Raw genomic sequence first — 26,994 nt, 5'->3', positions numbered from 1 at the left:
ACGCGATGATCGATCGCAGCGATCCGCAATGGTACCGTGACGCCATCATCTACCAGATCCACGTCAAGTCGTTCTTCGACTCCAACAACGACGGGATCGGCGATTTCGAGGGCCTGACGCAGAAGCTCGACTATGTCCGCGACCTCGGTGTCACGGCCATCTGGCTGATGCCGTTCTATCCGTCGCCCCTGCGCGACGACGGTTACGACATCGGCGACTATCGCGAGGTGAATCCCTCCTACGGGACGATGGAGGAGTTCCGGAAGTTCGTGGACGCCGCGCACGAGCGCGGCCTGCGGGTGATCACCGAGCTCGTCATCAACCACACCTCGGACCAGCACCCCTGGTTCCAGCGGGCCCGCGAGGCCCCGGCCGGTTCGCCGGAGCGCGACTTCTACGTCTGGTCGGACACCGACACGCCGTACTCGGACACGCGCATCATCTTCCTAGACACCGAGGTCTCGAACTGGACCTGGGACCCAGTGGCGAAGCAGTACTTCTGGCACCGCTTCTACAGCCACCAGCCGGACCTGAACTTCGACAACCCGGCCGTGCTCGAGGCGGTCATTGAGGTCATGCGCTACTGGCTGGACATGGGCGTGGACGGCCTGCGTCTCGACGCGATCCCCTACCTGATCGAGCGGGATGGTACGAACTGCGAGAACCTTCCCGAGACCCACACGGTCATCAAGGCCATCCGCACCGCGCTCGACGCGAGCTATCCCGACCGCATGCTGCTCGCCGAGGCCAACCAGTGGCCCGAGGAGACCGCGCAGTATTTCGGCGACGGCGACGAGTGCCACATGGCATTCCACTTTCCGCTGATGCCGCGCATGTACATGGCGATCGCCCGGGAGGACCGGCATCCGATCACCGACATCATGCGCCAGACGCCGGAGATCCCCGAGGGCTGTCAGTGGGCGATCTTCCTGCGAAACCACGACGAGCTGACCCTCGAAATGGTCACGGCCGAGGAGCGCGACTACCTCTGGTCGTTCTACGCCGCCGAGCGACGCGCCCGCATCAACCTCGGCATCCGGCGCCGCCTCGCACCCCTGCTGGAGAACGACCGCCGCAAGATCGAGTTGATGAAGTCCCTCGTCCTGTCGATGCCCGGTACGCCGGTGCTCTATTACGGCGACGAGATCGGCATGGGCGACAACATCTACCTCGGTGACCGCGACGGCGTGCGCACGCCCATGCAGTGGTCGCCGGACCGCAACGGCGGCTTCTCGCGGGCGAACCCGCAGAAGCTGTTCCTGCCTTCCGTGCAGGACCCGATCTACGGCTTCGACGCAATCAACGTCGAGGCACAGACCCAGTCGCAGACCAGCCTGCTGAACTGGACGCGTCGGATGATCGCGATCCGCAACAATTCGGTGGCTTTGGGCCGCGGCGGCATGCAGTTCCTGTATCCCTCGAACCGCAAGGTCCTGGCCTGGATTCGCGAGTTCGAGGGCGAGCGCGTCCTCTGCGTCGCCAACCTGTCGCGGGCGCCGCAGGCGGTGCAGCTCGACCTGTCGGAACTCCGCAGCGCCGTGCCGATCGAGCTGACCGGCGGTTCGGAGTTCCCGGCCATCGGCGAACTACCCTACCTGCTCACCCTGCCGTCCTACGGCTTCTACTGGTTCTCGCTCAGCGCGGCGAATGCCGGGAGCATCGGCCCGCAGCCGGAACTGCCGGAACTCTTCACCCTCGTTCTCACCGGCGGCATCGAGACCCTGATGGCCGGGCGCGAGCGCACGGCGTTCGAACGGACCGTCGCTCCGCGCTTCATCGCCACCCGCCGTTGGTTCGCCGCCAAGGGCTCGCGCATCAAGTCGGTGCAGGTCACCGACAGCGCGGCGCTGAAGGACAGCACCGGCGAGGCGAAGTTCCTTCTGCCCCGCGTCGCGGTCCACCTCTCCACCGGCGAGCGGCAGGACTACTTCGTACCGGTGGCCGTCGATGAGGGCCGCGAGGACGAGGCGATGCTTCAGCACGCCGTCGCCCGCGTACGCCGCGGTCCGCGCACCGGCCTGCTGCTCGGCGCGGCGGCTTCGCCGAGCTTCGCGGTCGCGATGATCGAGAGCATGCGCGAGGGTCGCGAGATCCCCACCGAGACCGGGCGCCTCGTGTTCTCGACCACCTCCGCCTTCGACAGCGACGTCACCGTCGAGGCCGGCGAAGTCCGGTCGCTCAACGCCGAGCAAAGCAACACCTCGATCGCCATCGGATCGAAAATGATGCTCAAGCTGCTGCGCCGCCTGCAGACCGGAATCCATCCGGAGATCGAGGTCGGTCGCTTCCTCACCGAGACCGCGCATTTCCATAACACGCCGGCGCTCCTTGGCGTTCTCGAGCACGTCGACGCAAGGGGTACCCGCACGGCGCTCGCAGTTCTGCAGAAGTTTGTGCCGAACCAGGGCGACGCCTGGACGCTCATGCTGGAAGGCCTGCGCCGCGACTTCGACACCGTAGTGCTGGCTCCGGAGAGCGAAGCCCCGTCTCCGGCCGAGGCCTTCGAGACACATCTGCGCTGGGCAATCCTGCTCGGTCGCCGCACGGCCGAGATGCACAACGCATTCGCGGTCGAGACCGACGACCCGGCCTTCGCGGCCGAGCCCTTCGACCACGCCGACCTCTACGCCCTCGGCGATGACACCCGCCGCCAGGCGGAGCGGGCCTTCCGCGGTCTCGACGGCCTCGCGGGCCGCGCCTCCAACGCGGCGAGCACCGAATTGGCGGGTCGCCGCCACGAGGTCGAGGCGGCGATCGAGACCCTCACCGCCAAGGCACCTCAGGGCGCCATGAAGACCCGCATCCACGGTGACTATCACCTCGGGCAGGTGCTGGCGGCCGAGGCCGATCTCATCATCGTCGACTTCGAGGGCGAACCTTCGCGGCCGGCCGACGAGCGCCGGATCAAATCGACGCCCCTGCGCGACGTCGCCGGCATGCTGCGCTCCTTCGCGTACGGCGCCGAGACCGTGACTCGCGGAATCGCAGCCCGCTTCTCGGATTCCGAGGAGCGGGCCCGTCGGGCCTCGATCGCGTGGCGCGGCATGATCGATGCCGCCTTCCTCGACGGTTACCGCGAGGCCGTCTCGGTGAGCCGGGCCGCCGTGACCGATCCCGAGACCGAGAGCCGCCTCCTCAAACTCTCCCTGCTGACGAAGGCGCTCTACGAGGTCGATTACGAAGCAAACAACCGTCCGGACTGGATCGAAATCCCCGCCCGTGGGGTTCTCAACATTCTGGACGAGATCAAGAAAGGCGTTTGAATGATGGGCATCGACGAGACGTTCGCGAGCAGGACGGGCCAAGCGTCCGGCACCTCAAAATCGGCGGACGTTGCGCCCGTTGCCACCCGGGCGCCGCAGGCGGCGGCGCCCGAGACCGGTTCTCTACACCCGGACGCGATCGCCGCCATCATGGCGGCGAACCATGGCGATCCGTTCTCGGTGCTGGGCCCCCATCAGGTCGGTCCGGGTCAGTGGGAGATCCGTGCCGTCCTGCCCGAGGCAAAATCCGCCAGTCTCCTCGTGGGCGGCCGGCGCATCCCATTCGAGCGCAAGCACCCGGACGGCTTCTTCATCGCACGCCTGCCGAGCGAGGGGCGCCCACTCTACGAACTGTCCGTCGAGACCTGGGATGGCGTCGAGCGCTCGCGCCATGACCCCTATGGATTCGGCTCTTCCCTGCGCCAGGAGGACATCGACAACCTGCGCGAGGTCGGCAGCAACGTCACCTACCGCATCCTCGGTGCGCAGCATCGCCCCGTCGACGGCATCGACGGTTTCCGCTTCGCGGTCTGGGCACCGAATGCCCGCCGTGTCAGCGTCGTTGGCGACTTCAACAACTGGGATGGCCGTCGGCATCCCATGCGGCTCTGGCAGAATGGCGGGATCTGGGAGCTGTTCATCCCCGGCCTGAAGGCCGGCGCGCACTACAAGTATGAGATCCGTGGCGCCGATGGATCGCTCCTGCCCCTTAAGGCCGATCCCGTCGCCTTCGCGGCCCAGAAGCCGCCCGAGACCGCCTCGGTTCTCCAGGGTACGAACGATCCTGCGTGGCACGACGAGAAGTGGATGGCGACGCGTGGGGCGAAGGACCCGCGCCATATCCCCATCTCGATCTACGAGGTTCATCTCGGTTCCTGGGCGCGCGTCGCCGAGGAGGGTAACCGCTACCTGACCTACCAGGAACTGGGTGAACGCCTGATTCCCTACGTGAAGGAAATGGGCTTCACCCATATCGAGATGCTGCCGATCACGGAGTACCCCTTCGACGGATCATGGGGTTACCAGCCCGTGTCGTTGTTCGCGCCGACGAGTCGCTTCGGTACGCCGGACGACTTCGCCGCCTTCGTGGATGCGGCCCACGCGGCTGGGATCGGCGTCATGCTCGACTGGGTCCCGGGCCACTTCCCCCTCGATGCACACGGCCTGGGCCAGTTCGACGGTACGCACCTCTACGAGCACGCCGACCCAAGGCAGGGCTTTCACCAGGATTGGGGCACCTACATCTACAATTTCGGCCGGACGGAAGTATCCAGCTTCCTGGCCGCCAATTCACGGTTCTGGCTCGAGCATTACCACCTCGATGGCCTGCGCGTGGATGCCGTCGCATCGATGCTTTACCTCGACTACTCCCGTCGTCAGGGCGAGTGGATTCCGAACCGCTACGGTGGCAACGAGAATCTCGACGCCATCGAGTTCCTGCGCAAGACCAACGAGGCAACCTACGCCCATGCACCCGGCACTCTGACGGTGGCTGAGGAGTCCACCTCCTGGCCGGGCGTCTCGCACCCGACCTATACGGGGGGCCTCGGCTTCGGGTTCAAGTGGAACATGGGGTGGATGCACGACACCCTGAACTTCGTCTCGAAGGAGACGATCCACCGGCGCTACCACCACCACGACCTGACCTTCGGTCTGCTCTATGCCTTCTCGGAGAACTTCATCCTGCCGCTGTCCCACGACGAGGTGGTGCACGGGAAGGGTTCGCTCCTCGGCAAGATGCCGGGCGACCGCTGGCAGAAATTCGCGAACCTTCGCGCCTACTACGGCTTCATGTGGGGCCATCCTGGAAAGAAGTTGCTCTTCATGGGCTGCGAGTTCGGCCAGGAGAAGGAGTGGAACCACAACCAGAGCCTCGACTGGCACCTTCTGGAAGACGGGCTGCACCAGGGCGTCAAGGATCTGATCCGCGACTTGAACCATCTCTACACGGCGACGCCAGCCCTCCATAGCCGGGACACCGAGGCCGGTGGCTTCCAGTGGCTGGTGTCTGACGATCAGGACAACAGCGTCATCGCTTGGGCCCGGAAAGGTCGCGAGCCCAATGAGATTGCGGTCGTGGTGTCCAACTTCACGCCAGTGCCGCGCGAGGGATACCGGGTCGGCGTTCCCGCCGAGGGCTTCTATCGGGAAGCGATCAACTCGGATGCGGAGCGTTACGGCGGTTCGAACGTCGGCAACATGGGCGGCGTTCAGGCCGAAGCCGTGCCGAGCCACGGCCAGCCCTATTCCGTGTCCCTGACGATTCCGCCCCTCGCGACGACGATTTTTCTCCGAGAGGGATAGGAGCGTATGCCGCGCGTCCCGCCCTTCGGGATGGGACGTGGCACCCGCAGACACGAATACAGCCGGCGGGTGTCCCCGCCGGCTGTATTCGTGTCATTGATGTGAACGTACCGAGATCAGGCGGCGCGAAGGCGCAGACCGGCCGTGTTGCCGAAGGCGCGAGCGTAGAGAGAAGCGTAGTTCATCGCGGCCTGATCCCAACCGAACGAACGCGACATGGCGTGGCGACGCATCGCGTTCAGCCGCTTCTTTTGCGCGAAGGTGTCGAAAGCGCGCCGGATGGCGCCGGAGAAGCCCCGCGCGGAAGCCTCACCGAAAGTGAAGCCGGTGACGCCGTCCTCGACCGTGTCGGCGAGGCCGCCGGTGCGGTGAACGATCGGCAGGGACCCGAAACGCTGGGCGTACATCTGGGCGAGGCCGCAAGGCTCAAAGCGGGACGGCATCAGCAGAAAGTCGCTCCCCGCGAACATGCGGCGGGCATCGCGCTCCTCGAAGCCGACATGCACGCCGACGGAGGAAGGGTAACGGCGGGCAAGGTCGCGCAGCGCGCCCTCGAACCGACCCTCGCCCTGACCGATCACCACCAACTGGCCGCCCTCGGCTACGATCGACTCGGCCGCGCCGATGCTGAGATCGATGCCCTTCTGGTGCACGAGGCGGGAGACAACGGCAAAGAGGGGACCGCGCGACACGGCCAGACCGAACTGTCGGCGGACGGTCTCGGCGTTGGCGCGCTTGCCCTTCCAGTCGTCGATCTCGAAGCGTGCGGCGAGATGCGGATCGGTGCGTGAGTCCCAGCTCTCGTCGATGCCATTAAGGATGCCGGCGAGACGACCTTGCGCGGCTCGAGTTCGCAGAAGGCCGTCGAGGCCGCAGCCCGATTCCGGCGTGATGATTTCCCGGGCGTAGGTCTCGCTGACGGTCGTGACGTGCGAGGCGTAATAGAGCCCGGCCTTGAGAAAGGAGAGTTGCCCGTAGAACTCGACGCCATCCATCCGGAAGGCATCCTCGGGGATGCCGAGACGCCCGAGGGCCTCACGCGGGAAGACGCCCTGATAGGCGAGATTGTGCACCGTGAGGATGCTCGGCACCCGCAACCCCCTCCATGCGAGGTAGGCGGGGGCAAGGGCTGCTTGCCAGTCGTTCAGGTGTAGCAGATCCGCGGCCCAGGTCGGGTCGATGCCGCGCGCGATTTCCGCGGCCGCGAGGCTCAGGCGGGCGAAACGGATGTCATTGTCCCCGAAGTCGCCCTGAGCGTTGCCGTAGGGCGTCCCATCCCGCTGATAGAGGTCTGCGTTGAGGATGACATAGACCTTGAGCCCGTCGCTGGTCTCCACGAGTCCGAGATCGCTGGGTGGAATGCCGGCCTGGGCCGGCAACTGTGCGACGACCGGAATGTGATCGAACTGCTCGATGACCTGTCGATATCCCGGAATCACGACGCGGACATCGTAATGCCTGCGCAGGGCCCGCGGAAGGGAGCCTGCGACTTCCCCGAGGCCGCCCGTCTTCACGAAGTCGGCCATCTCCGGCGTGGCGAAGAGGATACGGGGCTGGAGTTGATGACGGGATCTGGGGCTGTGGTGGAGGTCGATGGGGTCTTGCTGGTCCGCCACGCTCGTGAATTCGTTCCCGCGTCGTGCGGTGGGCGGGAACGGAGAGCGAGAGCCCAGCATCGACGTCGACCTCGTGAACGCAGCGTGATGGCTATTGTTCCGTTGCGTTGCACAATTCAAGCCATGTTCAGGAACTTTCTCGTTTTGCGACGAATGTGCCCGCTTTTTACACGGTGACGTGATGTCGGGGGTAAGCCCCGGCAGGGTCCCGGAGCAGGATCAAACCCTCATCGGCTTCGAGGACCATAGCGTCATCGGACCGGCTAATGGGCCGGTCCGGGCGCGTCGAAAGGAGAATGGCCCAGGTGCTACCGTCTTCGGCGGTATCGATGATGGTTTGCCGCGATGCACTGAAGTTCAGCAATATGCGGAGCGTCGCATCACCGTCGTGCCGCTCATAGGCAAAGACGAACGCCGTTGAGGAGGGAAGGCTGCGAAATCCTCCGGTCGAGAGGGCGGTATGATCCCGGCGCAGGCGCAGGAGGCGGCGATAGAGGGTGAGAAGCGATCGGGCATCATCGCACTGGCACTCGACGTTCCGGGTTGCCGCATCAGGGCTCAACGGGAGCCAGGGCTCTCCTGCACTGAAACCAGCGTGGAACGAGTCGTCCCACTGCATCGGCGTGCGTTCCGGGTCGCGGCCATGGCCCGGCTCGTTGCGCTCCCAGGGATCCTGGACGCGGTCCGGTGGAATGGTCACGTGGGCGAGACCGATCTCGTCGCCGTAATAAAGGGTGGGCGTGCCGCGCAGGGTCAGCAGAAGCATCGCCGCGATGCCGGCCTGCGCGGCGCCGACCCGTGCCGCGATCCTGGACTGGTCATGGTTGCCGAGCACCCAGTTCGGCCAACCGCCAGGGGGGAGGGCGTTCTCGTAGGCGATTACGAGCTCGGCCACCGAGCGGGCCTTCCAGGGCGTCTGGATAAGCTGGAAGTTGAAGGGCAGATCGACGCCTGCCAGATCGGCACCATAATAGGCTACGAGGCGCTCGACGGGCAGGTAGATCTCGCCGATCAGAACGCGCTCCCCGTAGGGCGCCAGCACGGCCCGCATCTCGGCGATGACATCGAAGATCTCCGGACGATCGGCGGAGTAGACCTGGGCGAATCGATTGATCTCAGCTTGTCCGGAGCTGAACCCCGGATTCTCGGGATTGTCGCGGAATCCCTCATCCTTCATCAGGTGCCAGATCACATCGACGCGGAAGCCGTCCACGCCGCGGTCAAGCCAGAAGCGAAGTACGTCGTGCATCGCCGCGCGAACGCTCGGGTTGCGCCAGTTCAGGTCCGGCTGCTCGCGCAGGAAGGCATGGTAGTAGTATTGCCCGGTCGCTTCGTCGAGGGTCCAGGCAGGGCCGCCGAAATTGCTGATCCAGTTGTTCGGCGGGCCTCCATCGGGGGCGGGATCGCGCCAGATATACCAGTCCCGCTTGGCGCTCGTGCGTGCGCTGCGGCTGTCCGCGAACCACGGATGGGCGATCGAGGTGTGGTTCGGGACGAAATCGAGGATCACCTTGAGCCGCCTGAAATGGGCTTCCGCCACCAGGGCGTCGAAATCCTCCAGTGTTCCGAACAACGGGTCGACGCCGCAGTAATCCGCGACGTCGTAACCGAAATCCGCCATCGGAGAGGGATAGAACGGCGAGATCCAGACGGCGTCGACGCCGAGCCAGGCTAGGTAGTCGAGGCGGCGGGTAATACCGCGCAGGTCCCCGATTCCATCCCCGTCGCTATCCTGGAAGGAGCGCGGGTAGACCTGATAGACGGTGCCGCTCTTCCACCAGACCGTATCCGCCATGCAATCCTCCGGCGACGCGTCCCGATCGCGTCCGGGCCGGACCCTAGCCGCAGACGCGACCCTGCGCGACCCGTTCGATCCGGAGGGCGTTCAGACAATATTCGAACGTGGTGTGGTCTCATTCCCGCACGGTTTGGCTGGGACTGTCGGACACCGTGACGCAGGTTTGAACGCTGGTGCAGGACTGTGGTCTCGATGGCGGCCCCACAGGGCACGTTCGCACAAGCAATGCTCCGCATCCTAAAGGGGTACCGAATTCTCAGGATGGGTGGAGTGCGGGAAAACGGCTCCGGCGCGACGATCGGACACCAGACCAGAGGACGATCGCGGGTCCGGTGCAGCCCATACGGCACCGGTCCGTGAGACGAGACGAGGGGACGAGGCCGAACGCAGAACAGGAATGCCCGAGCGCATGATAGCCCCAGGGTTGTCATCTCGTCAGCGGCGTCCAAGTTTCACGGCCGAGAGGGGGACTGACACGTGCTGAAAGACAAACTCATCGGACGAGACAATTCCGACGTCACCGTTTCCTCGGAGGCCTCGGACATGGCTCAGCGATCGCCTTCGCCGATGGCGCAAGAACGCACCCGACCGGTGCGTAAGGCATCCGGCGATGCGGTGGCGGACCTGCGGGAGGCCATCCTGGCCAAGCTGGTCTACGCTATCGGAAAAGCGCCTTCGACCGCACGTGAGCGCGACTGGTTCGCCGCGACGGCACTCGCCCTGCGCGACCGGGTCGTCGATGCTTGCCACGATGCCGACGGGTCGATCCCGAACAAGCGGGTCTATTACCTGTCCCTGGAGTTCCTCATCGGTCGTCTCCTCTCCGATGCCATGAACAATCTCGGCCTCGTCGAGACCACCCGCGCGGCCCTGCGCGAACTTGGCGTGCAGCTCGGCGACGTGGAAGCGGCGGAGCCGGATGCTGCGCTGGGCAATGGCGGCCTCGGGCGCCTCGCCGCCTGCTTTATGGAAAGCATGGCGAGCCTATCGATTCCCGCTATCGGCTATGGCATTCGCTACGATCACGGCCTCTTCCGGCAGTCCCTGGAGGACGGTTGGCAAAAGGAAGCCCCGGAGACCTGGCTCGCGGAGGGTAACCCGTGGGAATTTCCGCGGCCCGACGCGACCTACACCATCGGCTTCGGTGGCCATGTCACGATGTCGGCGGTCTCTGACGGCGTGATCCGCCGCCATTGGCATCCGGCCGAAACGGTTCGGGCGGTGGCCCATGACGTGCCGGTGGTCGGTTGGCGGGGACGCCATGTGAATACGCTGCGCCTCTGGAAGGCCGAGGCCCAGGTGCCTGTCGATCTGGCCCGGTTCAATGGCGGCGATCATGTGGGCGCCGTCGCGGGGCGTGCCCGTGCCGAGGCGATCTCCCGCGTACTCTACCCGAGCGACTCGTCCGCCGAGGGCCAGGAGCTGCGCCTTAGGCAGGAATACTTCTTCACCTCGGCGTCGCTGCAGGATCTGGTGCGCCGGCATGCGGCCGAGCGCGGCGATCTGCGCTCGCTCCCCGACCATGCCGCGATCCAGCTCAACGATACGCATCCCGCTATCGCGGTGCCGGAACTTATGCGCCTTCTCCTCGAGGATCACGGGTTCAACTGGGAGGATGCCTGGCACGTCACTACGCATACCCTCGGCTACACGAACCATACGCTCCTGCCGGAGGCGCTGGAGACCTGGCCGGTCGAGCTGATGGAGCGCGTGCTGCCGCGGCACATGCAGATCATCTACCTGATCAACTGGATGCACCTCGAAGAGCAGGGCAAGCAGGGCCGGGGTTCCGCCGAGAAGCTCGCCGCCGTGTCGCTCATCGACGAGACCCACGGCAAGCGGGTCCGCATGGGCCATCTCGCTTTCCTGGGGGCGCGCAGGGTCAACGGCGTTTCCGCCCTGCATACCGATCTGATGCGCTCGACGGTGTTCAAGGAGCTCCACGCCCTCGACACCGACAAGATCGTGAACAAGACCAATGGCATCACCTTCCGGCGCTGGCTCCACAACGCCAATCCGGAGCTCACCGCCCTTGCCGTCGAGGCGGTCGGACCGGAAGTGCTCGATACGCCGGAACGGCTCGCCGGCTTGGCCGACGTCGCGTCCGACGCGAACTTCCAGTCCCGCTACGCGGCCATGCGCCGTGCGCGGAAGGCGGCTCTCGCGCAGGTGGTGGCCGATCGCACCGGTATCACGGTCGATCCGGCTGCCCTGTTCGACGTCCAGATCAAGCGCATCCACGAATACAAACGCCAGCTCCTCAACGTGATCGAGACCGTTGCCCTGTATCAGGCAATCAAGGCTGATCCGAAGGCCGCTTGGACGCCACGCGTGAAGATTTTTGGCGGCAAGGCTGCGCCAAGCTACGTCCAGGCCAAGCTCATCATCAAACTCGCCTGTGACGTCGCCAAGGTGGTCAACGCCGATCCGGACGTGGCGGGCCGCCTGAAGGTGGTCTTCTTGCCGAACTACTCGGTCAGCTTGGCGGAAGCGATCATCCCCGCCGCTGACCTCTCCGAGCAGATCTCCACGGCCGGCATGGAGGCCTCCGGCACCGGGAACATGAAGCTCGCCCTCAACGGCGCGCTGACCATCGGCACTCTTGATGGTGCCAATATTGAGATCCGTGACCATGTCGGCGCGGACAACATCTTCATCTTCGGCCTGGATGCGGCCGGAGTGCAGGCGCGGATGGCCGAGCCGAACTACGCCGAGGTCGCCATCGCCGCTTCGCCCCGCCTGAAAGCCGCTCTCGACCTCATCGAGGCTGGAGGCTTTTCGCCCGAGGAGCCGGACCGCTTCCGACCGATCATCGACGACCTGCGCCACAACGACCGTTATCTTCTCACCGTCGACTTCGACGATTACTGGCGCGTGCAGCGCTCGGTGGATCGGGCTTGGAGTGATCCGAAGACCTGGTGGCGGACGGCCATCCTCAACACCGCCCGGATGGCATGGTTCTCCTCCGATCGTTCCATGCGGGAATATGCCGAGGAAATCTGGCGGGTTCGGCTCGGCTGATCCGCCCGGTCTGCCCGGTTCTTAAGATGGGAACCGGGCAGGTCACGGCCGCAATCTTGAAAAACAGATGAGCTGCATTCCCGGGGGGATGCAGCTCATTCTCGTTCGATCGCCTCAGCATGGGCGAATGCCGGGTCAGATGCCGGCGTCGATCAGGATCGGATGGCACCGGGCACCGGTCGTCGCAGCGAGCACCTCGACGGCCCCGACCGTCGAGGCATCCCCGGCAACGTGAACCACATCTGTGCTGCGCAGCGACGGCAGGTGAGCGGTGAGGGGACCGGGACGAACTTCGGGCGGGCGCTGGCGGGCACGATCCGATACGGTGACGATTCGGGTCACGCCGGTCGCGCGCAGCCAATCCAGGGCCGGTCGCATGTAGAGATCGAGGGGATTGCGCGCACCCACCACCAGGATGATTTCGCGGGCCGGTTCGATGTAGCGCGCTGCATGGGCGATGGACCAGATTGGTGCGAAGCCGGTCTCTGACGCAACAAGAACGAGGCGTCCGCCCCCGGCGCGGTAGTAGCCGCGGCCGACAGGGCCCTTCACCTTCACCGGGTGGTCGCAAGCGAGAGCGTCTACCAATTCGTGCCCGAGACCGAATCCGTCGCGATCCTGCCGCAGATGGAACACCAGTTCGTTGAGCTCGGCCGATCCGTCGACACGCAGCGTTGGGCTCAAGGTGACGGGCGCGAAATTCTCGAAGGTGACGTCGACCCCGTGACCCGGCTCCAGGGCGAGCCGACGGGTGATCGTGACGACGACCTGAAAGGTATGCGAACCGAGGGCGGTGATCTCGGTGACCGTACCGGTCCGCTTCTGTACGGCGGTAGGCCGGCTCGGCAGCACGAGGCGAGCGGGCGGCTCTATGGCAGCCGCGCGAGGTAGTGCGAGCTTGATGGCCTCACCGCGATGCGCGCGAGTTTGAGCCCGACGTGGAGCAGGGCCGATGCCCTGGCCACCGGCTCCGGGGGTGGCAGCGATCATCCCATCGGCGAGAGCGGCTTCCAGCGGGGTGTCGCCGGTGGAAACGCGCACGGACTTGCCGTTGACGACGAGCGAGCAGCGGGCGCTCATGGTCGTCCTTCAGGTGTGGGGAATGGGGTGGGCGCGTCGCATAAGGCTCGCCGGGCGAACCCTCGCCTCAGCGCGGTTCGTTGAGCAGATGATCGACGAGGGCGGCCCAACGGTCACGGACCGCCTGTGCCTCGGGTGACAGCGGCTCGGCGCCGTCGATCCGGCTGATGCAGGCGCGGAGCCGTTCGGCCTCGCGACGCTCGGCCCCAAGCACGGCTTTCATAACCATGACCTCGGCCTTGAGCCGCGATACCTCACCTGCCGCGGCCGTAACCGTCGTCGCGATCGCGACCGGTGCGGAAGCCGGGGCCTCGGGGGGTGCCGCGACGTCGGGCACCGCGCGAAGTGGGCGCGCCATCAAGCGTCGGACGAGGCCGGTGTCGATCTCGTCGTCCACGATTCGCAACGCAGCCTGCGCCATGACCCCATCTCCCTCGGCCGGCGCGTCGCACCTTGCCGCCCGCACATCAACTCGAAGCCGAGGATGCCGGATCATGGTTAAGGGAGGTTTAACCCGATGCGTTGGTTTGCCCGCATCTGCCTGATTTCACTCAGGCAGCTTCAGGCGCTGCGCCAAGTAACTGCCGAGCTTGAAGCATCGACATCGGTTCGCCGAAGGCGAAACCCTGAGCATATTCACAGCCCAATTCGAATAGAATTTGGGTGTCAACTTCCGACTCGGCGCCTTCGGCGATGATCGACAGTCCGAGTTCCTGAGCCATCTTGACGATCGATCGCAGAATGGCGGTCTGGCCCGTCGCGATCTGGCGTACGAAGGACTGATCGATCTTGATCGTGTCGAAGGGGAAGCGCTGAAGGTAGGAGAGGGCCGAGTAGCCGGTCCCGAAATCGTCCAGGGACAGGCCCGCGCCAAGGTCGTGGATGCGGTGAAGCATCTGCGCTGCGTATTCCGGATTCTCCATGACCAGGCTCTCGGTCATCTCCAGCTTCAGTGAGCCGGGGATGACGCCGGATCGGGCCAGGATCGTCTTCACGTCATGCAGGAGATCGTGGCGCAGGAGCTGCCGCGAGGAGATGTTGACGGAAGCGAAGATCGGCGGTTCCACGTCGAGGGAGCGCTGCCAGGCCGCCAGCTCGAGGGCGGTCCGCTCCAGGGCAAAGATACCCAGATTGACGATGAAGCCGCTCTCTTCCGCGATCGGCAGGAAGGTCGCGGGACCGATACGGCCGAGCTTCGGATGGTCCCAGCGCAGGAGGGTCTCGAAGCCGGCGACGGTGCGGTCCTCCAGGCGGACGATCGGCTGGAACAACACCTTCATCTCGTTGCGATCCAGCGCCCGGCGCAGATCAGCCTCCAGCATCATGCGGTCGCCACGCTCGTTGCGCATGGTGGCACGGAACACCTCCGTGCGATCCCCACCGCCGCGCTTGGCCTGGATCATCGCCATTTCGGCGTTCTTGAACACCTCTTCCCGTTTCAGGTTCGCCCCACCCTCGTAGAGGGCGAGACCAACAGAGACCGTCAGGAAAATTTCGCGATCCGCATAGGTGATCGGCGTCGCGATCGCTTTGCGGATCATTTCCGCGAAGGCGAGGATGCGGTCCGGCTCCCGCTCCGAGATCAGGATCAGGGCGAACTCATCGCCGGCCACGCGCGCCAGGGTATCCTGCGGTCGGAGGAGGCGTCCGAGCCTGCGCGACAGCGTCAGCAGGATCGAGTCACCGGCCGACAGACCGATGGCGTCGTTGATGGCCTTGAACCGGTCGATGTCGAGGACGATCGTCGTCGGCCGAAGTCGGGGGTCCTGGCTGGCGAACGCCAGTCCCGCATCGAGGCGGTCGTAGAAGAGTTCGCGGTTCGGCAGACCTGTCAGACTGTCATGCACTGCATCGTGGAGGAGGCGTTCCTCCGCCGTCTTCACCTCGGTGACGTCGCTGATCGTGCCGACGACCCGGATTACCTCTCCGTCGGAACCGATTACAGGTCGCGCCTTCAGGCGATACCAATAGTACGGGCCGGCGGTGGAGCGCAGGCGGAAGTCGTGCACGATGCGGCCACGGCGCTCCTCGATGACCGTGTCGAGGGCCGCCGAGTAGCGCTCGACGTCGAAGGGGTGGACCAGGTTGAGCCAGTTGGCCGCTGGGCCTTCGAGGGCACCGCGTTTCAGACCGAGCTGTCCCTCGATCTCCTGACCGGCGAAGACCCGGTCACCCGGTACGTCCCAGTCGAATACCACGTCCCCTGCGCCCGTGAGGGCCAATGCGCGCCGCTCTGTGTCGGAGACGAGAGCATGGGTCAGGCCACCGCCCGCGAAGGCGTGCTGCATCACGGTAAAACCGATCAGCATGACGATCAGCACGAGCCCGCCGATGAGGGCGGGCTGCACCAGATCGCTGCTGATCTGCCCCGTGATCGCGAACCCGGCAGCCACCACCCAGACGAGAAGTAGGCACCAGGTGGGCACCAGCAGGATGGCGCGGTCATATCCGTTATGCGCCGCGAGATAGACGATCAGCAGCAGGCCGACGCCGGCTACCGCCGCGATGGAGATGCGGGCGACGCCGGCCGCCACGGGCGGATCGAACACCGCGAGGCCCACCAGGCACGCCAGGAACAGGAGCCAGATGATCGCCACGTGGCTGTAGCGCACGTGCCACCGGCTGAGGTTGAGATAGGCAAACAGGAAGACCAGGAGAGTCGCGCCGAGAACCGCCTCCGTCGAGGCGCGATAGACACGCTCGGCAACTTCGGTGATGGGAAACACACGCTGCAGGAAGCCGAAATCAATCGAGGCATAGGCCAGCACGGCCCAAGCCAGGGACGCGGCGGCGGGAAAGATGATCGCGCCCTTCACGACGAAGATGATCGTCAGGAACAGGGCGAGGAGACCCGCAATGCCGATGATGATACCCTTGTACAGGGTCAGGCCGTTGGCCTTCTTGCGGTAAGCTTCCTGATCCCAAAGGTACACTTGCGGGATGTTCGGCCCTCGCAACTCGGCCACATAGGTTACGGTCGCCCCGGGATCGAGGGTGATGACGAACTGATCGGCTTCCGGGTTCTCGTCGCGCTCCGGTCGAATACCCTGGCTCGCCGTGATGGCGGCGATGCGCGAGCCTCCGAGATCCGGCCAGACAACACCCGAGCCCACGAGGCGGAAATGCGGGGCGACGAGGACCCGGTCCACCTGCTCGTCGGTGTCGTTGGTGAGGGCGAACACCATCCAGTCGGGACGGGCGCCGGTCTCACGGGCCTTCACCACGATGCGGCGGACGATCCCGTCCTTCCCTGGTGCGGTGGAGATCTGGATCAGGTCGCCATCGGAGCGATAGCGTTCGATCATCGGCGTGAGATCGATGACGGGCGCGTCGAGGGTGACGCGGACCGCCTCGACGGCCTGCGCCGGTCCTCCGACGATCAGGGCACTCAGCAGTGCCGCAGCAAGGGCGGCCAGGACGGGGGCGAATCTACGCAACGGGCGAGTGTTCCGGCCGGGCGAGGCATAATCGATGGAAACAGGCGACGGGAGACGGCTCAGCTGTGCATCCAGTCGTATCGGTGGGGGCCTCGACGAGCAAGGCGAACGGTCGCCTTGCGCGACGGCGTTCACCGTTTGTGAACCGTGGCGCCGATGAATTTCGATCGCCTGCCTTTGCGGCCAAAACAAGCCGCGTCGGCCAAGCTCACGCCGCCTGCAGCGCCGCCGCGATGCGATCGAGGGTCGGAAGCTTCTTGATCGGACCGATGGCGGCCAGGGTCGGAGCGCCCTTCAGCAGGCGGCGACCAGCCTGGCGGACGTCCTCGACCGTCACCGCATCCACCTTGGCGATCACCTCGCTGGCCGGGATGACGCGGCCCCAGGCCAGGATCTGTCGGGCATTGCGCTCGATCCGGCCGCCGGGCGTCTCCAGGGCGGAGAGCAGCGCAACCTTGAGCTGCGCCTTTGCCCGAGCGACTTCGATCGTGTCGGCATCCGCCGCGGCGCGGATCGTTGCGTCCAGCGTCACGTCCATCAGCTCGGCGAGGTCACCCCCCGATGTGCCGGCACCGATGCCGAACAGGCCGCAATCGTAGAATGCCCAATGGAAGGACTGGATTTCGTAGGCAAGGCCACGCGTCTCGCGCACCTCGTGCCACAGCCGCGAGGTCAGGCCGCCGCCCAGCACCTGCGCGAAGATGTGGAGCGCGTAGTAATCGTCGTCGCGAAACGACAGGCCCGGCAGGCCGAGGACGACGTTGGCCTGCTCGAGTTTCTTCGGCAGCCGCTTCTCGCCGCCGCCATAGGTCCCCGGCACCGTCTCGGGCGCCTGCATCGGCTTCAAGTCGCCGAAATAGCGCGATGCCGATTCGACGATCTGGTCATGTCCGATGGCGCCCGCCGCAGCCAGGACGATGCGGTCGGGCGTGTATTCCCGGGCGATGTAGGCTTCGATCGCGTCTCGGTCGAAGCTGTTGATCGTCTCGGGCGTGCCGATGATCGGACGGCCCATTGGCTGGTTCGGAAATGCCGCCTCGGTGAAGGCCTCGTAGACGACGTCGTCTGGCGTATCCTCGATCGCCGCATATTCCTGCAAGATCACGCTCTTCTCGCGGGCAAGCTCGCCGGCATCGAAGACCGAACCCGTGAGGATGTCTCCGATCACGTCGAGGGCGACGCTCGCATCCTCGCCAAGCACGCGTGCGGTGTAACTCGTTCCCTCGGCACTCGTCGCGGCGTTGATGTCGCCGCCCACATTCTCGATATCCTCGGCGATGCGGCGAGCGGACCGGGTCTTGGTGCCCTTGAAAGCCATATGTTCGATGAGGTGGCTTAGACCGCCCTCGTCGGTGCGCTCATGACGCGAGCCGGCACCGACCCAGACGCCGAGCGTCGCCGTCGCGACGCCGGGCATCGCCTCGGTGACGACGGTGACCCCATTGTCGAGCTTGGTGATCTTGAGATCGGGCGATGCACCGTGCGTGGCGAAATGCTGGTTCATGAGCCGTTACGCTCCCTTGGTGATGCGGGCGCGCTCGCGGATGAAGGTCTCGACCGCCGCCTGATCGTTGGCAACGCGCGAGAAGGTCTCCTTACGGTCCATCAAGTCGGCGAGGTGCGGCGGAAGCTCAGGACGCCGCCCGCCGATCGCCTTCGCGACGGCGTCGGGGAACTTGGCGGCGTGCGCGGTGGCGAGCGCGACGACCGGCGTGCGCGGATCCTGGCGCAAGAGCTTGCGTGCCGCATGCACACCGATGGCGCTGTGGGGATCGATGACGTGTCCGGTCTCCGCATGGGTGCGGGCGATCTCAGCCATGACTTCCGGCTCGGCGACGGCGGTGGCGTCGAACTCGCTGCGCACGGTCTTCAGAACCGACGGATCGAGGTGAAAGCCACCCGACTGCTTCAGCCCGGCCATTAGCCGGCCGAGGCTCGTGGAATCGCGCCCCAGAGCTTCGAACAGCAGGCGCTCGAAGTTCGACGAGATCTGGATGTCCATCGAGGGCGAGGTGGTCGGCTGCACGCCGCGGACCTCGTAAGCACCATGCTCGAGTGTCCGGGCCAGGATGTCGTTGGCATTGGTTCCGATCATCAGGCGCTCGATCGGCAGTCCCATGCGCTTGGCGACCCAGCCGGCGAGAATGTCTCCGAAATTTCCGGTTGGAACTGCGAAGGAAATCGGCCGGTGGGGGGCGCCCAGGGCCACGGCCGAGGTGAAGTAGTAGACCGCCTGCGCGGCGACCCGGGCCCAATTGATCGAATTGACGCCCGAGAGCCGAACGTCGTCGGCGAAATCAGCGTGCTGAAACAGGGCTTTGACGATGTTCTGACAATCGTCGAAGTTGCCGTCGATGGCGATGGCGTGAACGTTGTGTGCCCCCACCGACGTCATCTGCCGGCGCTGGACTTCGGACACGCGCCCTTCTGGGAACAGGATGAAGATGTCGACCTGATCGAGACCGCGAAAGGCCTCCACCGCGGCGCTGCCGGTATCGCCCGACGTCGCGCCCACGATGGTAGCCCTTGCACCGCGGGCGCGCAGGACATGGTCCATCAGGCGCCCAAGGAGTTGCATCGCCACGTCCTTGAACGCGAGCGTCGGGCCGTGGAAGAGTTCCAGCAGGAACAGGTTGTCGTCGAGCTGGGTAAGGGGGCAGACCGCCGGGTGCCGGAAGGTGGCGTAGGCCTCCTCGATCATGCGATCGAGGTCCACGTCCGCAATCTCCCCGTCGATGAGCGGGCGTAGAACGGTCTTGGCGGCATCGGCATAGCGCAGGCCTGCCAGACCGGCGATCGCCGGTCTGGTGATCTGCGGCCAGCTTTCGGGCACGTAGAGCCCGCCGTCGCGCGCAAGGCCGGCGAGAAGGGCGTCGGAAAAGCTGAGGGGCGCCGCGGCGCCGCGGGTCGAGACGTGAAGCAAGGGGGCCTCCGGGAAGGCGCTCCGTCTACACGATGTCGGCGGGCGTGTCGAAAGTCTTGGGCATCGTCAGGCGTTGCTGCCCGGGGCCCTCGTCAGGCGGCATCCCGTGATCCGCCAAGCGCCGTCCGGCTGCTTCTCCAGGCTGTAGAGAGCAGCCCAATCGGCCCCGTCCTCATCCTGCAAGGTGACGCCGAGGGCCACGCCGTCGTCCCCGGCATCCTCGATTCGATCCACGCTGTAGCGCCGATTTCGGTAGACGGCGCCGTAGCCCTGTCGGACCATTGCGATGAAGGTCTCGGGAGAGGGAAAGAGCCCCTGGATCGCGGGCGCGGCCTGGGCGTAGGCCGTAGCCGCATCGTCTCGACGGAATGCTTCGATCTGGCGTTCCACCGTGGCCTTCGCGGCATCCCGGGCGGCTGCGTCCACCGCGAAGGCTGTCGAAGGGATCCACATCGTTATCAGGATCAGGAGGATGGTGCGCATGGGGCCCACTCCGTAACGTAACCGCTCGTCCGAAGATAAGCTGGAACAACTGAGCGGCCGAAGCAAGTTTTCGGCCGCACGCGTCACAATTGCGCGGGGGGCTGATCCTCGTGGAGCCGGCGCCAAGCGAAGACCCCGAACACGCCGACGAGGCACGCCGCGATCCCGAACCACGTGAAGGCGTATTGCAAGTGGTTGTTCGGCAGATCGACCCGGAGCTGACCGCCCTTCGGCCAGCCGCCCGGGTTCGGCGTCGCATCCGCCTCGACGAGGTAGGGCCGGGGATCGGGGAGGCCGCGTGAAGCGCTGATGCCGGCGATGTCGCGGTTAAACCATTCGTTCCGTGCCGGGTCCGGCGCTGGCACGAACATCGTTCGTGGTTCGGACCCCCGGAGTATGCCGGTGACGGTGGTGACGCCCTCGACCTGCCCGGCCGCGCGGTTTGCGGGCGCCTTCAACTCGGTGGGCACGAAGCCGCGGTTGATAAGGATGGTGCCACCATCCTCGAGCAGGAAGGGCGTCAGGAGGTAATAGCCCTGAAGGGCTCGCCCCGGAACCTCGCCCGCGGCGAGACCGTGGACCAGCGTCTCGGCTTCGTGCCGAAACCGGCCGGTGATGCGGACACGCCGGAACTCGTCCCGGGCTGGATCCCAACCCTGCGGCAATGGAAGCGCGGCTGGCGGCACGACCTTCGATCGCGCCAGGATGCGCGTGATTAGGGCTTCCTTCTCGCCCTTGCGCCCGAGCTGCCAGACTCCGAGGCCGAGAAGAATCGCGAGGCAGATCAGTGAAACGAGGCTGGGCATCAAAATGCTGCGCCAAGCGCCGGGACGGAGGGACGAAGCCATGGTTAACGGAAGCGTCCCTGCTCGGCCTTGTTGGTGAATTGTAGGGCCGCGAGGACGCCCTTCAACGGCCGCACCAGGAGAAGGCTGAGGCCGATCGACAGGGTGCTGGCCACCAGGGCGTGAACCCAGATCGGCGGCTCGTAGGTGATCTCCATCCAGAGAGCCAGCCCGACGACGATGATGCCGACGATCGACATGACGAAGAAAGCAGGGCCGTCTCCGGAATTGAAACTGCCGTAGTCGAGGTCGCAGACCTCGCAGGAGGGGCGGAATGTGAGGAATCCGTCGAACATATGCCCCTCGCCACAACGGGGACAACGGCCGCGCAAGCCGGCGGAGACGGGGGAAGGCTTCGGCCGCGATGCGTCCAAGATGGAGAACTCCTCGTACGGCGCTGCGCCGTATCAATCCATATGGGCATGGAAGGTGCGCGCTTCAGGCACGAGCATGAAAAAGGGCGGCTCGCGCCGCCCTCTTCAACACTGGCATGCGGTGCAAGCCGGGCTCAATGAGCCGCGTGACCGACGCCGGCGCCCCAGACGTAGATCGAGGCGAACAGGAACAGCCAGACCACGTCGACGAAGTGCCAGTACCAGGCAGCGAATTCGAAGCCGAGATGCTGTCGGGTGGTGAACTGACCGAGATAGGCGCGGTAGAGGCAGATCGCGAGGAAGATCGTGCCGATGATGACGTGGAAGCCGTGGAAGCCCGTCGCCATGAAGAAGGTTGACGAGTAAATGCTGCCGGAGAAGCCGAAATGGGCGTGTGCGTACTCGTAGGCTTGGCAAGCGGAGAACAGAACGCCCAGGATGATCGTCAGCCAGAGGCCGTACTTCAGGCCCTTCCGATCATCATGCAGCAATGCGTGGTGGGCCCAGGTGATCGTCGTACCGGAGGTGAGCAGGATCAGGGTATTGAGAAGGGGCAGATGCCACGGGTCGAACGCCTCGATGCCCTTCGGCGGCCAGGTGCCGCCCGTGAAGTCGACGCGCGAGGCCTGGATCGGATCGGCGGTGTAGAGCGCCGCTTCGAAATAGGCCCAGAACCACGCGACGAAGAACATCACCTCGGAGGCGATGAACATGATCATACCGTAGCGGTGGTGCAGCTGCACGACACGGGTGTGATCGCCCGTGTTGGCCTCGTGCACGACGTCCTTCCACCAGGCAAACATGGTGTAGAGAACGCCGAGCGTTCCTGCGCCGAAGATGTAGGGGCCCGGGGTCAGGGTGCCAATCTGAAGGCTCTTCATCCAGAACACGGCGCCGAATGCCATCAGGAAGCCCGAGAACGCGCCGATCAGCGGCCAGGGACTCGGGGCCAGAATGTGGAAGTCGTGATTTTTGGCGTGCGCCTCGGCCATTGAACTCTTCTCCTACCCCCGACCTCCGGACCGTCACCGGCCCTCGATCCACTGAATGCATCGTCCTGACCGGGTTGCCCCGGATTGTTGTGGCAAACCCTTACCCAGGGTCGCGCGCTGTTGTCACGCTTGCGCCGTCAAAAATTCGACTTCGTCCCCGTGCCGCCCGTTGTCGCAAGCGCGGCCGTGGGCTGCCCGTTCTTCGAAGCGAAGTAGGTATAGGAGAGCGTCATCTCCGACAGATGTGCGGTGTTCGAGTCCTTGCGGACCTCGGGGTCGATGTAGAACACCACCGGGAAATCCATCGTCTCGCCTGGCTGCAGGGTCTGCTCGTTGAAGCAGAAGCACTGCACCTTGACGAAGAAGCTGCCCATCAGACCCGGCTGAACGTTGAAGGTCGCTATGCCGGTGGAAGGCGTGCTGCCGGTGTTCTTCACGCGGAAAAAGACGGTCTTGGTCTCGCCGAGCCGGGCCTCAACCTTCGGCGACTCGGCCTGGAAGCGCCAGGGCAGGGCCGACGACACATTGGTGTCGAAGTGGACCACCATGCTGTCGTCGATCGCCGCAGCGGTCGGGGCCCGGCCCGTACGCGGCGTCCCGTCGTAGCCGGTCGCCTTGCAGAACATGTCGTAGAGCGGCACCGACGCGAAGGCGAGGCCGATCATCCCGAAGGCGAGGCCTGCGCAGGCCAAGGCCGTCACGCCGGCCTTGCGGCCGGTTTCACGCGGTGGCGCATGTCTGGGGTCGGCCATCAGAAGCGTACTCCGTTGTCCGGCGCGATCAGATCGGACGGTTAAGGACCTGCGGCCCGAGCTTCGCGATCGTGAGCACGTAAAAGATGGTCACCAGGGCGAACAGGACCGCCGCGATGGCGATGGAGCGCTTGCGCCGGCGCTGCGACTCCTCGGGCGTCAGCGGGCGGGGCGTCCCCGGCGGGCCGGGGCGATCGCTCACAGGTTCACCGCGCGGAAAAGGCCGAGGCTCTGCTCGGCGAGCAAGGCCGCAAACATCAGGAAGAGGTGCAGAATCGAGAACCCGAACATGCCCATCGCCGCCTTGCGCTCCGGCTCGCCCTCACGATTGCGAAACACGTGGACGCTGAAGGCCAGCATCCCGAGACCGCCCAGCAACGCAGTGACCGCGTAGAGCCACCCACCGAAACCAAGGGCGACGGGCGCGAGGCCCAGGGGGAAGAGCAGGATCGAGTAGGCGATGATCTGGCGACGAGTTGAATCCGGCCCGGCAACGTTCGGCATCATCGGGATGCCCGCTTTGGCATAGTCGGCGGACTTGATGAGGGCCAGGGCCCAGAAATGCGGGGGCGTCCAGATGAAAATGATCATGAACAACACCAACGACTCGACGCCGACGGTTCCGGTGACGGCCGCTTGGCCGACCATCGGGGGGAGGGCGCCGGCGGCGCCGCCGATGACGATGTTCTGCGGCGTCGCGCGCTTGAGCCACATCGAATAGACGACGGCGTAGAAGACGATCGTGAAGGCGAGGAGTCCGGCGGCCAGCCAGTTGGAGGCAAGGCCAAGGACGAGCACCGAGCCCACCGACAGGACGATGCCGAAGGCCAGCGCCTCATCCGGGCGGATACGACCATCCGGGATCGGACGCTTGGCGGTCCGGGTCATCACGGCGTCGATGTCGGCATCCCACCACATGTTCAGGCAGCCTGAGGCGCCTGCGCCTACGGCGATCATCAGTAGCGAGATGGAGCCGACGACCGGTTGAATATGGACGTTCGAGACCAGCATGCCGACGAGGGCGGTGAAGATGACCAGTACCATCACCCGCGGCTTCAGCAGGGCGAAGAAGTCCGACACCTCGCCGCCGACCGGCGACAGAACTTGCGGCTCGGCGCCAGCGGATAGGCTGTTCGACAGGCTCGTCATGGGGTCCCGATACGGTTTTGTGTTTGGTGGGGCTTCGGATCGCGCCGCTTGGCGCCGCCCTTTGCGGGAGGCCTCGGGCAAACACGCAGAGCGAACTCCGAGAGCTTGACCGGGGCCTCCTGGAAAGAGCGAGGACCGCTCGCGCGGTCCTCGCAATCCTCGAAGCTTAAAGCAGCTTCAGTGGTGGCCCGGCTCGTCGATGATCCGGGGCAGGGTCTCGAACTGATGGAAGGGCGGGGGAGAGGACAGGGTCCACTCCAGTGTCGTCGCACCCTCACCCCACGGATTATCTGCGGCGCGCCGGCTGGAGCGGAAGGCCAGGACGACGCCGATGAAGAACACCACCATGCCGAGAGCGAAGATGTGTCCACCCCAGGTGGAGACCTTGTGCCAGCCTGCGAAGGCCTCCGGGTAGTCGGCGTAGCGGCGCGGCATGCCGGCGAGGCCGAGGAAGTGCATCGGGAAGAACAGGACGTTCGCCCCGATGAAGGCGAGCCAGAAGTGCAGCTTGCCGGCCCATTCGGGGATGATGTGACCGGTCATCTTCGGGAACCAGTAGTAGACGCCGGCGAAGATGATGAACACCGCACCGAGCGAGAGCACGTAGTGGAAGTGCGCCACGACGTAGTAGGTGTCGTGCAGGTACTTATCGACCGCTGAGTTCGCGAGGACGACGCCGGTGACGCCGCCGACCGTGAACAGGAAGATGAAGCCGACCGCCCAGTGCATGGCAGCGGTGAAGCGGATCGAACCACCCCACATCGTCGCGATCCAGGAGAAGATTTTCACCCCCGTTGGCACCGCGATGACCATCGTAGCGAAGACGAAGTAGGACTGCGTCTGAAGCGACAGGCCGACGGTGTACATGTGGTGCGCCCACACGACGAAGCCGACGACGCCGATGGCAACCATGGCGTAGGCCATGGCAAGGTAGCCGAAGACGGGCTTGCGCGAGAAGGTCGAGATGATGTGCGAGACGATGCCGAAGGCCGGCAGGATCATGATGTAGACTTCGGGGTGACCGAAGAACCAGAACAGGTGCTGGTAGAGCACCGGATCGCCGCCGCCGGCCGGGTCGAAGAAGGTCGTGCCGAAGTTGCGGTCGGTAAGGAGCATCGTGATCGCACCGGCGAGCACCGGCAGCGACAGGAGGAGTAGGAACGCGGTTACGAGCATCGACCAGGCGAACAGTGGCATCTTGTGCAGGGTCATGCCCGGCGCGCGCATGTTCAGGATGGTGGTGATGAAGTTGATTGCGCCGAGGATCGAGCCGGCGCCGGAAAGGTGAAGGGCGAAGATCGCGAAATCCACGGCCGGTCCCGGGTGGCCGGAGCTCGACAGGGGCGGGTAGACGGTCCAGCCGGTGCCGGCGCCGGAGGAGCCGGGGGCGCCTTCCACGAACAGCGAACAGACGAGGCTGAAGAAGCCCGCGACCGTGAGCCAGAACGAGACATTGTTCATGCGCGGGAACGCCATGTCGGGCGCGCCGATCATGAGGGGTACGAACCAGTTGCCGAAGCCGCCGATCAGGGCGGGCATCACCATGAAGAACACCATGATGAGGCCGTGGCCGGTCACGAACACGTTGTAGGTGCCGGGATTGGCGAAGTACTGGAGGCCGGGCTCTTCCATCTCCATGCGGATGCCGAAGGAGAGGAACGCACCCATGATGCCCGCGCAGAATGCGAACAACAGGTAGAGGGTGCCGATGTCCTTATGGTTCGTCGACAGGAACCAGCGGGAGAAGAAAGAGGGCATGTGGTGGTCGTGGGCGTCGTGATGCCCCGTATGTGCAGCGGCGTTCGCCATGGATGCAGACCTTAGTCCAGGTTTCTCGTGATCATCTCGATGGGTGGATCCGGGCGCCGCTCGAGGGCCCGGGTCCGGGATCCGCGCCCCTACCGGGCGTCGGCGAACTTCGACGGGTCGTCGATGCGGGCGAACTTGGTCTTACCCTCGGCGAGCCATTTGGCGTAGGCTTCCTCGCTCACGACCTGAACCGTGATCGGCATATAGGCATGTCGGGCGCCGCAGAGCTCGGAGCACTGGCCGTGGTAGGTGCCCTCACGCTCCGCCTTGAACCAGAACTGGTTCAGGCGGCCCGGAACGGCGTCGATCTTGAAGCCGAAGGACGGCATCGCCCAGGAGTGCATCACGTCGGCGGCGGTGACCTGGATCTTCACGATCTTGTTCACCGGTACGACCATGTCGTTGTCGGTGCCCAGCAGCTTGGGCTGCTTGTCCTCGTCGAGGTTGGCATCAAAGGTGAAGCCGCCCCCGTTTTCCACAGCCGGGTACTCGTAGGACCAGTACCACGCATGGCCGATGACCTTCACGAGGACGTCGGCCTTGGGATCGGAGAGCTGCGTGCGCAGCAGGCGGAACGACGGGATCGCGACGGCGACCAGGATCAGCACAGGGACGATGGTCCAGGCCACCTCGATCATGGTGTTGTGCGTGGTCTTCGAAGGCGTCGGGTTCGCCTTCTCGCTGAAGCGGAAGACGCAATAGAGGATCAGGCCGAGCACGAACAGCGAGATGCCGAACGACAGCCAATGCATGCCGTGCTCGAACGAGTGGATATCCCGGGCGTTCTCGGTGACGGCGACCTGACGGTCCATCTGCCACGGCACGGGCTGGCCGATGCCGGCCGCGAGAGCCGATGACGAAGAAACGAGGAACGCGCCGAGCGCGGCAAGCCCCCATGATGACCGGTGTTGCGCCTGCGTCGTCCGCATGTGCCTCTCGTGGCTCCCCGTGATTGTGATCGTCGATGCCGCGCGTCTTGCTGGCTTTGTTCTAAATCGCAAGTGCATTTCGCGGATCGCGGGCCGTTTGCGGGTAAGAACCCACGTCGGGCCGATTGGCGTGTCAGACCACAAGGGCGTGAGGCGCGCAACCGCAACAGCGTCGCATCAGACCGCTCGAAGGTCTCGACTCAAGCTGTTCACCGTCTA

The 26,994-nt window shown here is 65.2% G+C and carries 19 protein-coding genes; 3 read left to right on the top strand and 16 right to left on the bottom strand.

Annotated elements, in window-relative coordinates; genetic code table 11:
• The first annotated feature begins 5 nt into the window (after positions 1-5).
• Both treS and glgB read left to right on the top strand, forming a co-directional pair.
• Entirely contained in the window at positions 6-3,263 is a 3,258-nt protein-coding gene (gene treS / locus ASF41_RS00310; protein ID WP_056269609.1) for a maltose alpha-D-glucosyltransferase, read from the top strand.
• Positions 3,264-5,567 (top strand): 1,4-alpha-glucan branching protein GlgB, encoded by a 2,304-nt coding sequence (gene glgB / locus ASF41_RS00305; RefSeq protein WP_056489874.1) that lies wholly within the window; start codon positions 3,264-3,266, stop codon positions 5,565-5,567.
• 116 nt (positions 5,568-5,683) lie between these two features.
• Here glgB and glgA read toward each other — a convergent pair whose 3' ends face one another.
• Both glgA and ASF41_RS00295 read right to left on the bottom strand, forming a co-directional pair.
• Positions 5,684-7,243: a glycogen synthase GlgA gene (glgA, locus tag ASF41_RS00300; RefSeq protein WP_082503872.1), complete on the bottom strand. Its 1,560-nt coding sequence runs from the start codon at positions 7,241-7,243 to the stop codon at positions 5,684-5,686.
• Positions 7,244-7,349: 106 nt separating this feature from the next.
• Positions 7,350-8,978, bottom strand: a complete 1,629-nt coding sequence (locus ASF41_RS00295; protein ID WP_056489868.1) for an alpha-amylase family glycosyl hydrolase — start codon at positions 8,976-8,978, stop codon at positions 7,350-7,352.
• A 570-nt stretch (positions 8,979-9,548) separates the two neighbouring features.
• On the opposite strand from ASF41_RS00295, the gene ASF41_RS00290 reads away from it, so the two are divergent.
• A complete protein-coding gene (locus ASF41_RS00290) occupies positions 9,549-12,002 on the top strand; it encodes a glycogen/starch/alpha-glucan phosphorylase (protein ID WP_244479547.1) in 2,454 nt (817 codons plus the stop codon).
• Between the two features lie 135 nt (positions 12,003-12,137).
• On the opposite strand, the gene ASF41_RS00285 is transcribed toward ASF41_RS00290, so the two are convergent.
• From ASF41_RS00285 to coxB, 14 genes are all read right to left on the bottom strand, one after another.
• The gene (locus ASF41_RS00285) at positions 12,138-13,082 is read right to left on the bottom strand and encodes a ferredoxin--NAD(+) reductase (RefSeq protein ID WP_056489859.1); all 945 of its coding nucleotides are present in this window, start codon (positions 13,080-13,082) and stop codon (positions 12,138-12,140) included.
• 67 nt (positions 13,083-13,149) lie between these two features.
• Entirely contained in the window at positions 13,150-13,503 is a 354-nt protein-coding gene (locus tag ASF41_RS00280; RefSeq protein ID WP_056217286.1) for a hypothetical protein, read from the bottom strand.
• Positions 13,504-13,633: 130 nt separating this feature from the next.
• A complete protein-coding gene (locus tag ASF41_RS00275) occupies positions 13,634-16,519 on the bottom strand; it encodes an EAL domain-containing protein (protein ID WP_056269593.1) in 2,886 nt (961 codons plus the stop codon).
• Positions 16,520-16,727: 208 nt separating this feature from the next.
• The gene (locus tag ASF41_RS00270) at positions 16,728-18,023 is read right to left on the bottom strand and encodes a pitrilysin family protein (RefSeq protein WP_056489856.1); all 1,296 of its coding nucleotides are present in this window, start codon (positions 18,021-18,023) and stop codon (positions 16,728-16,730) included.
• A 6-nt stretch (positions 18,024-18,029) separates the two neighbouring features.
• Positions 18,030-19,442 carry a threonine synthase gene (thrC, locus tag ASF41_RS00265; protein ID WP_056489853.1) on the bottom strand — a complete coding sequence of 471 codons (1,413 nt, stop codon included), beginning with the start codon at positions 19,440-19,442 and terminating at the stop codon, positions 18,030-18,032.
• Between the two features lie 66 nt (positions 19,443-19,508).
• Positions 19,509-19,925, bottom strand: coding sequence for a DUF4864 domain-containing protein (locus ASF41_RS00260; protein ID WP_056380094.1), 417 nt, complete (start codon positions 19,923-19,925; stop codon positions 19,509-19,511).
• 83 nt (positions 19,926-20,008) lie between these two features.
• The gene (locus ASF41_RS00255) at positions 20,009-20,773 is read right to left on the bottom strand and encodes an SURF1 family protein (RefSeq protein ID WP_056489850.1); all 765 of its coding nucleotides are present in this window, start codon (positions 20,771-20,773) and stop codon (positions 20,009-20,011) included.
• 2 nt (positions 20,774-20,775) lie between these two features.
• Positions 20,776-21,144 (bottom strand): DUF983 domain-containing protein, encoded by a 369-nt coding sequence (locus ASF41_RS00250; RefSeq protein WP_056489848.1) that lies wholly within the window; start codon positions 21,142-21,144, stop codon positions 20,776-20,778.
• A 134-nt stretch (positions 21,145-21,278) separates the two neighbouring features.
• Positions 21,279-22,136, bottom strand: coding sequence for a cytochrome c oxidase subunit 3 (locus ASF41_RS00245; RefSeq protein WP_056217308.1), 858 nt, complete (start codon positions 22,134-22,136; stop codon positions 21,279-21,281).
• 137 nt (positions 22,137-22,273) lie between these two features.
• Positions 22,274-22,888 carry a cytochrome c oxidase assembly protein gene (locus ASF41_RS00240; protein WP_056380089.1) on the bottom strand — a complete coding sequence of 205 codons (615 nt, stop codon included), beginning with the start codon at positions 22,886-22,888 and terminating at the stop codon, positions 22,274-22,276.
• A 28-nt stretch (positions 22,889-22,916) separates the two neighbouring features.
• Positions 22,917-23,090 carry a hypothetical protein gene (locus ASF41_RS25520; RefSeq protein ID WP_056217313.1) on the bottom strand — a complete coding sequence of 58 codons (174 nt, stop codon included), beginning with the start codon at positions 23,088-23,090 and terminating at the stop codon, positions 22,917-22,919.
• The gene (locus ASF41_RS00230) at positions 23,087-24,037 is read right to left on the bottom strand and encodes a heme o synthase (RefSeq protein ID WP_056217316.1); all 951 of its coding nucleotides are present in this window, start codon (positions 24,035-24,037) and stop codon (positions 23,087-23,089) included. The genes ASF41_RS25520 and ASF41_RS00230 overlap by 4 nt, the downstream gene beginning before the upstream one ends.
• Before the next feature lie 177 nt (positions 24,038-24,214).
• Positions 24,215-25,846, bottom strand: coding sequence for a cytochrome c oxidase subunit I (gene ctaD, locus ASF41_RS00225; protein ID WP_056350335.1), 1,632 nt, complete (start codon positions 25,844-25,846; stop codon positions 24,215-24,217).
• Positions 25,847-25,935: 89 nt separating this feature from the next.
• Entirely contained in the window at positions 25,936-26,775 is an 840-nt protein-coding gene (gene coxB / locus ASF41_RS00220) for a cytochrome c oxidase subunit II (protein WP_055954876.1), read from the bottom strand.
• Positions 26,776-26,994: the final 219 nt, after the last annotated feature.

The sequence above is a fragment of the Methylobacterium sp. Leaf111 genome (genome assembly GCF_001423285.1).
Classification (GTDB): Bacteria; Pseudomonadota; Alphaproteobacteria; order Rhizobiales; family Beijerinckiaceae; genus Methylobacterium.
The sequence above is the reverse complement of the archived record's forward strand: the minus strand, read 5'-3'. Positions and strand labels throughout refer to the sequence as shown.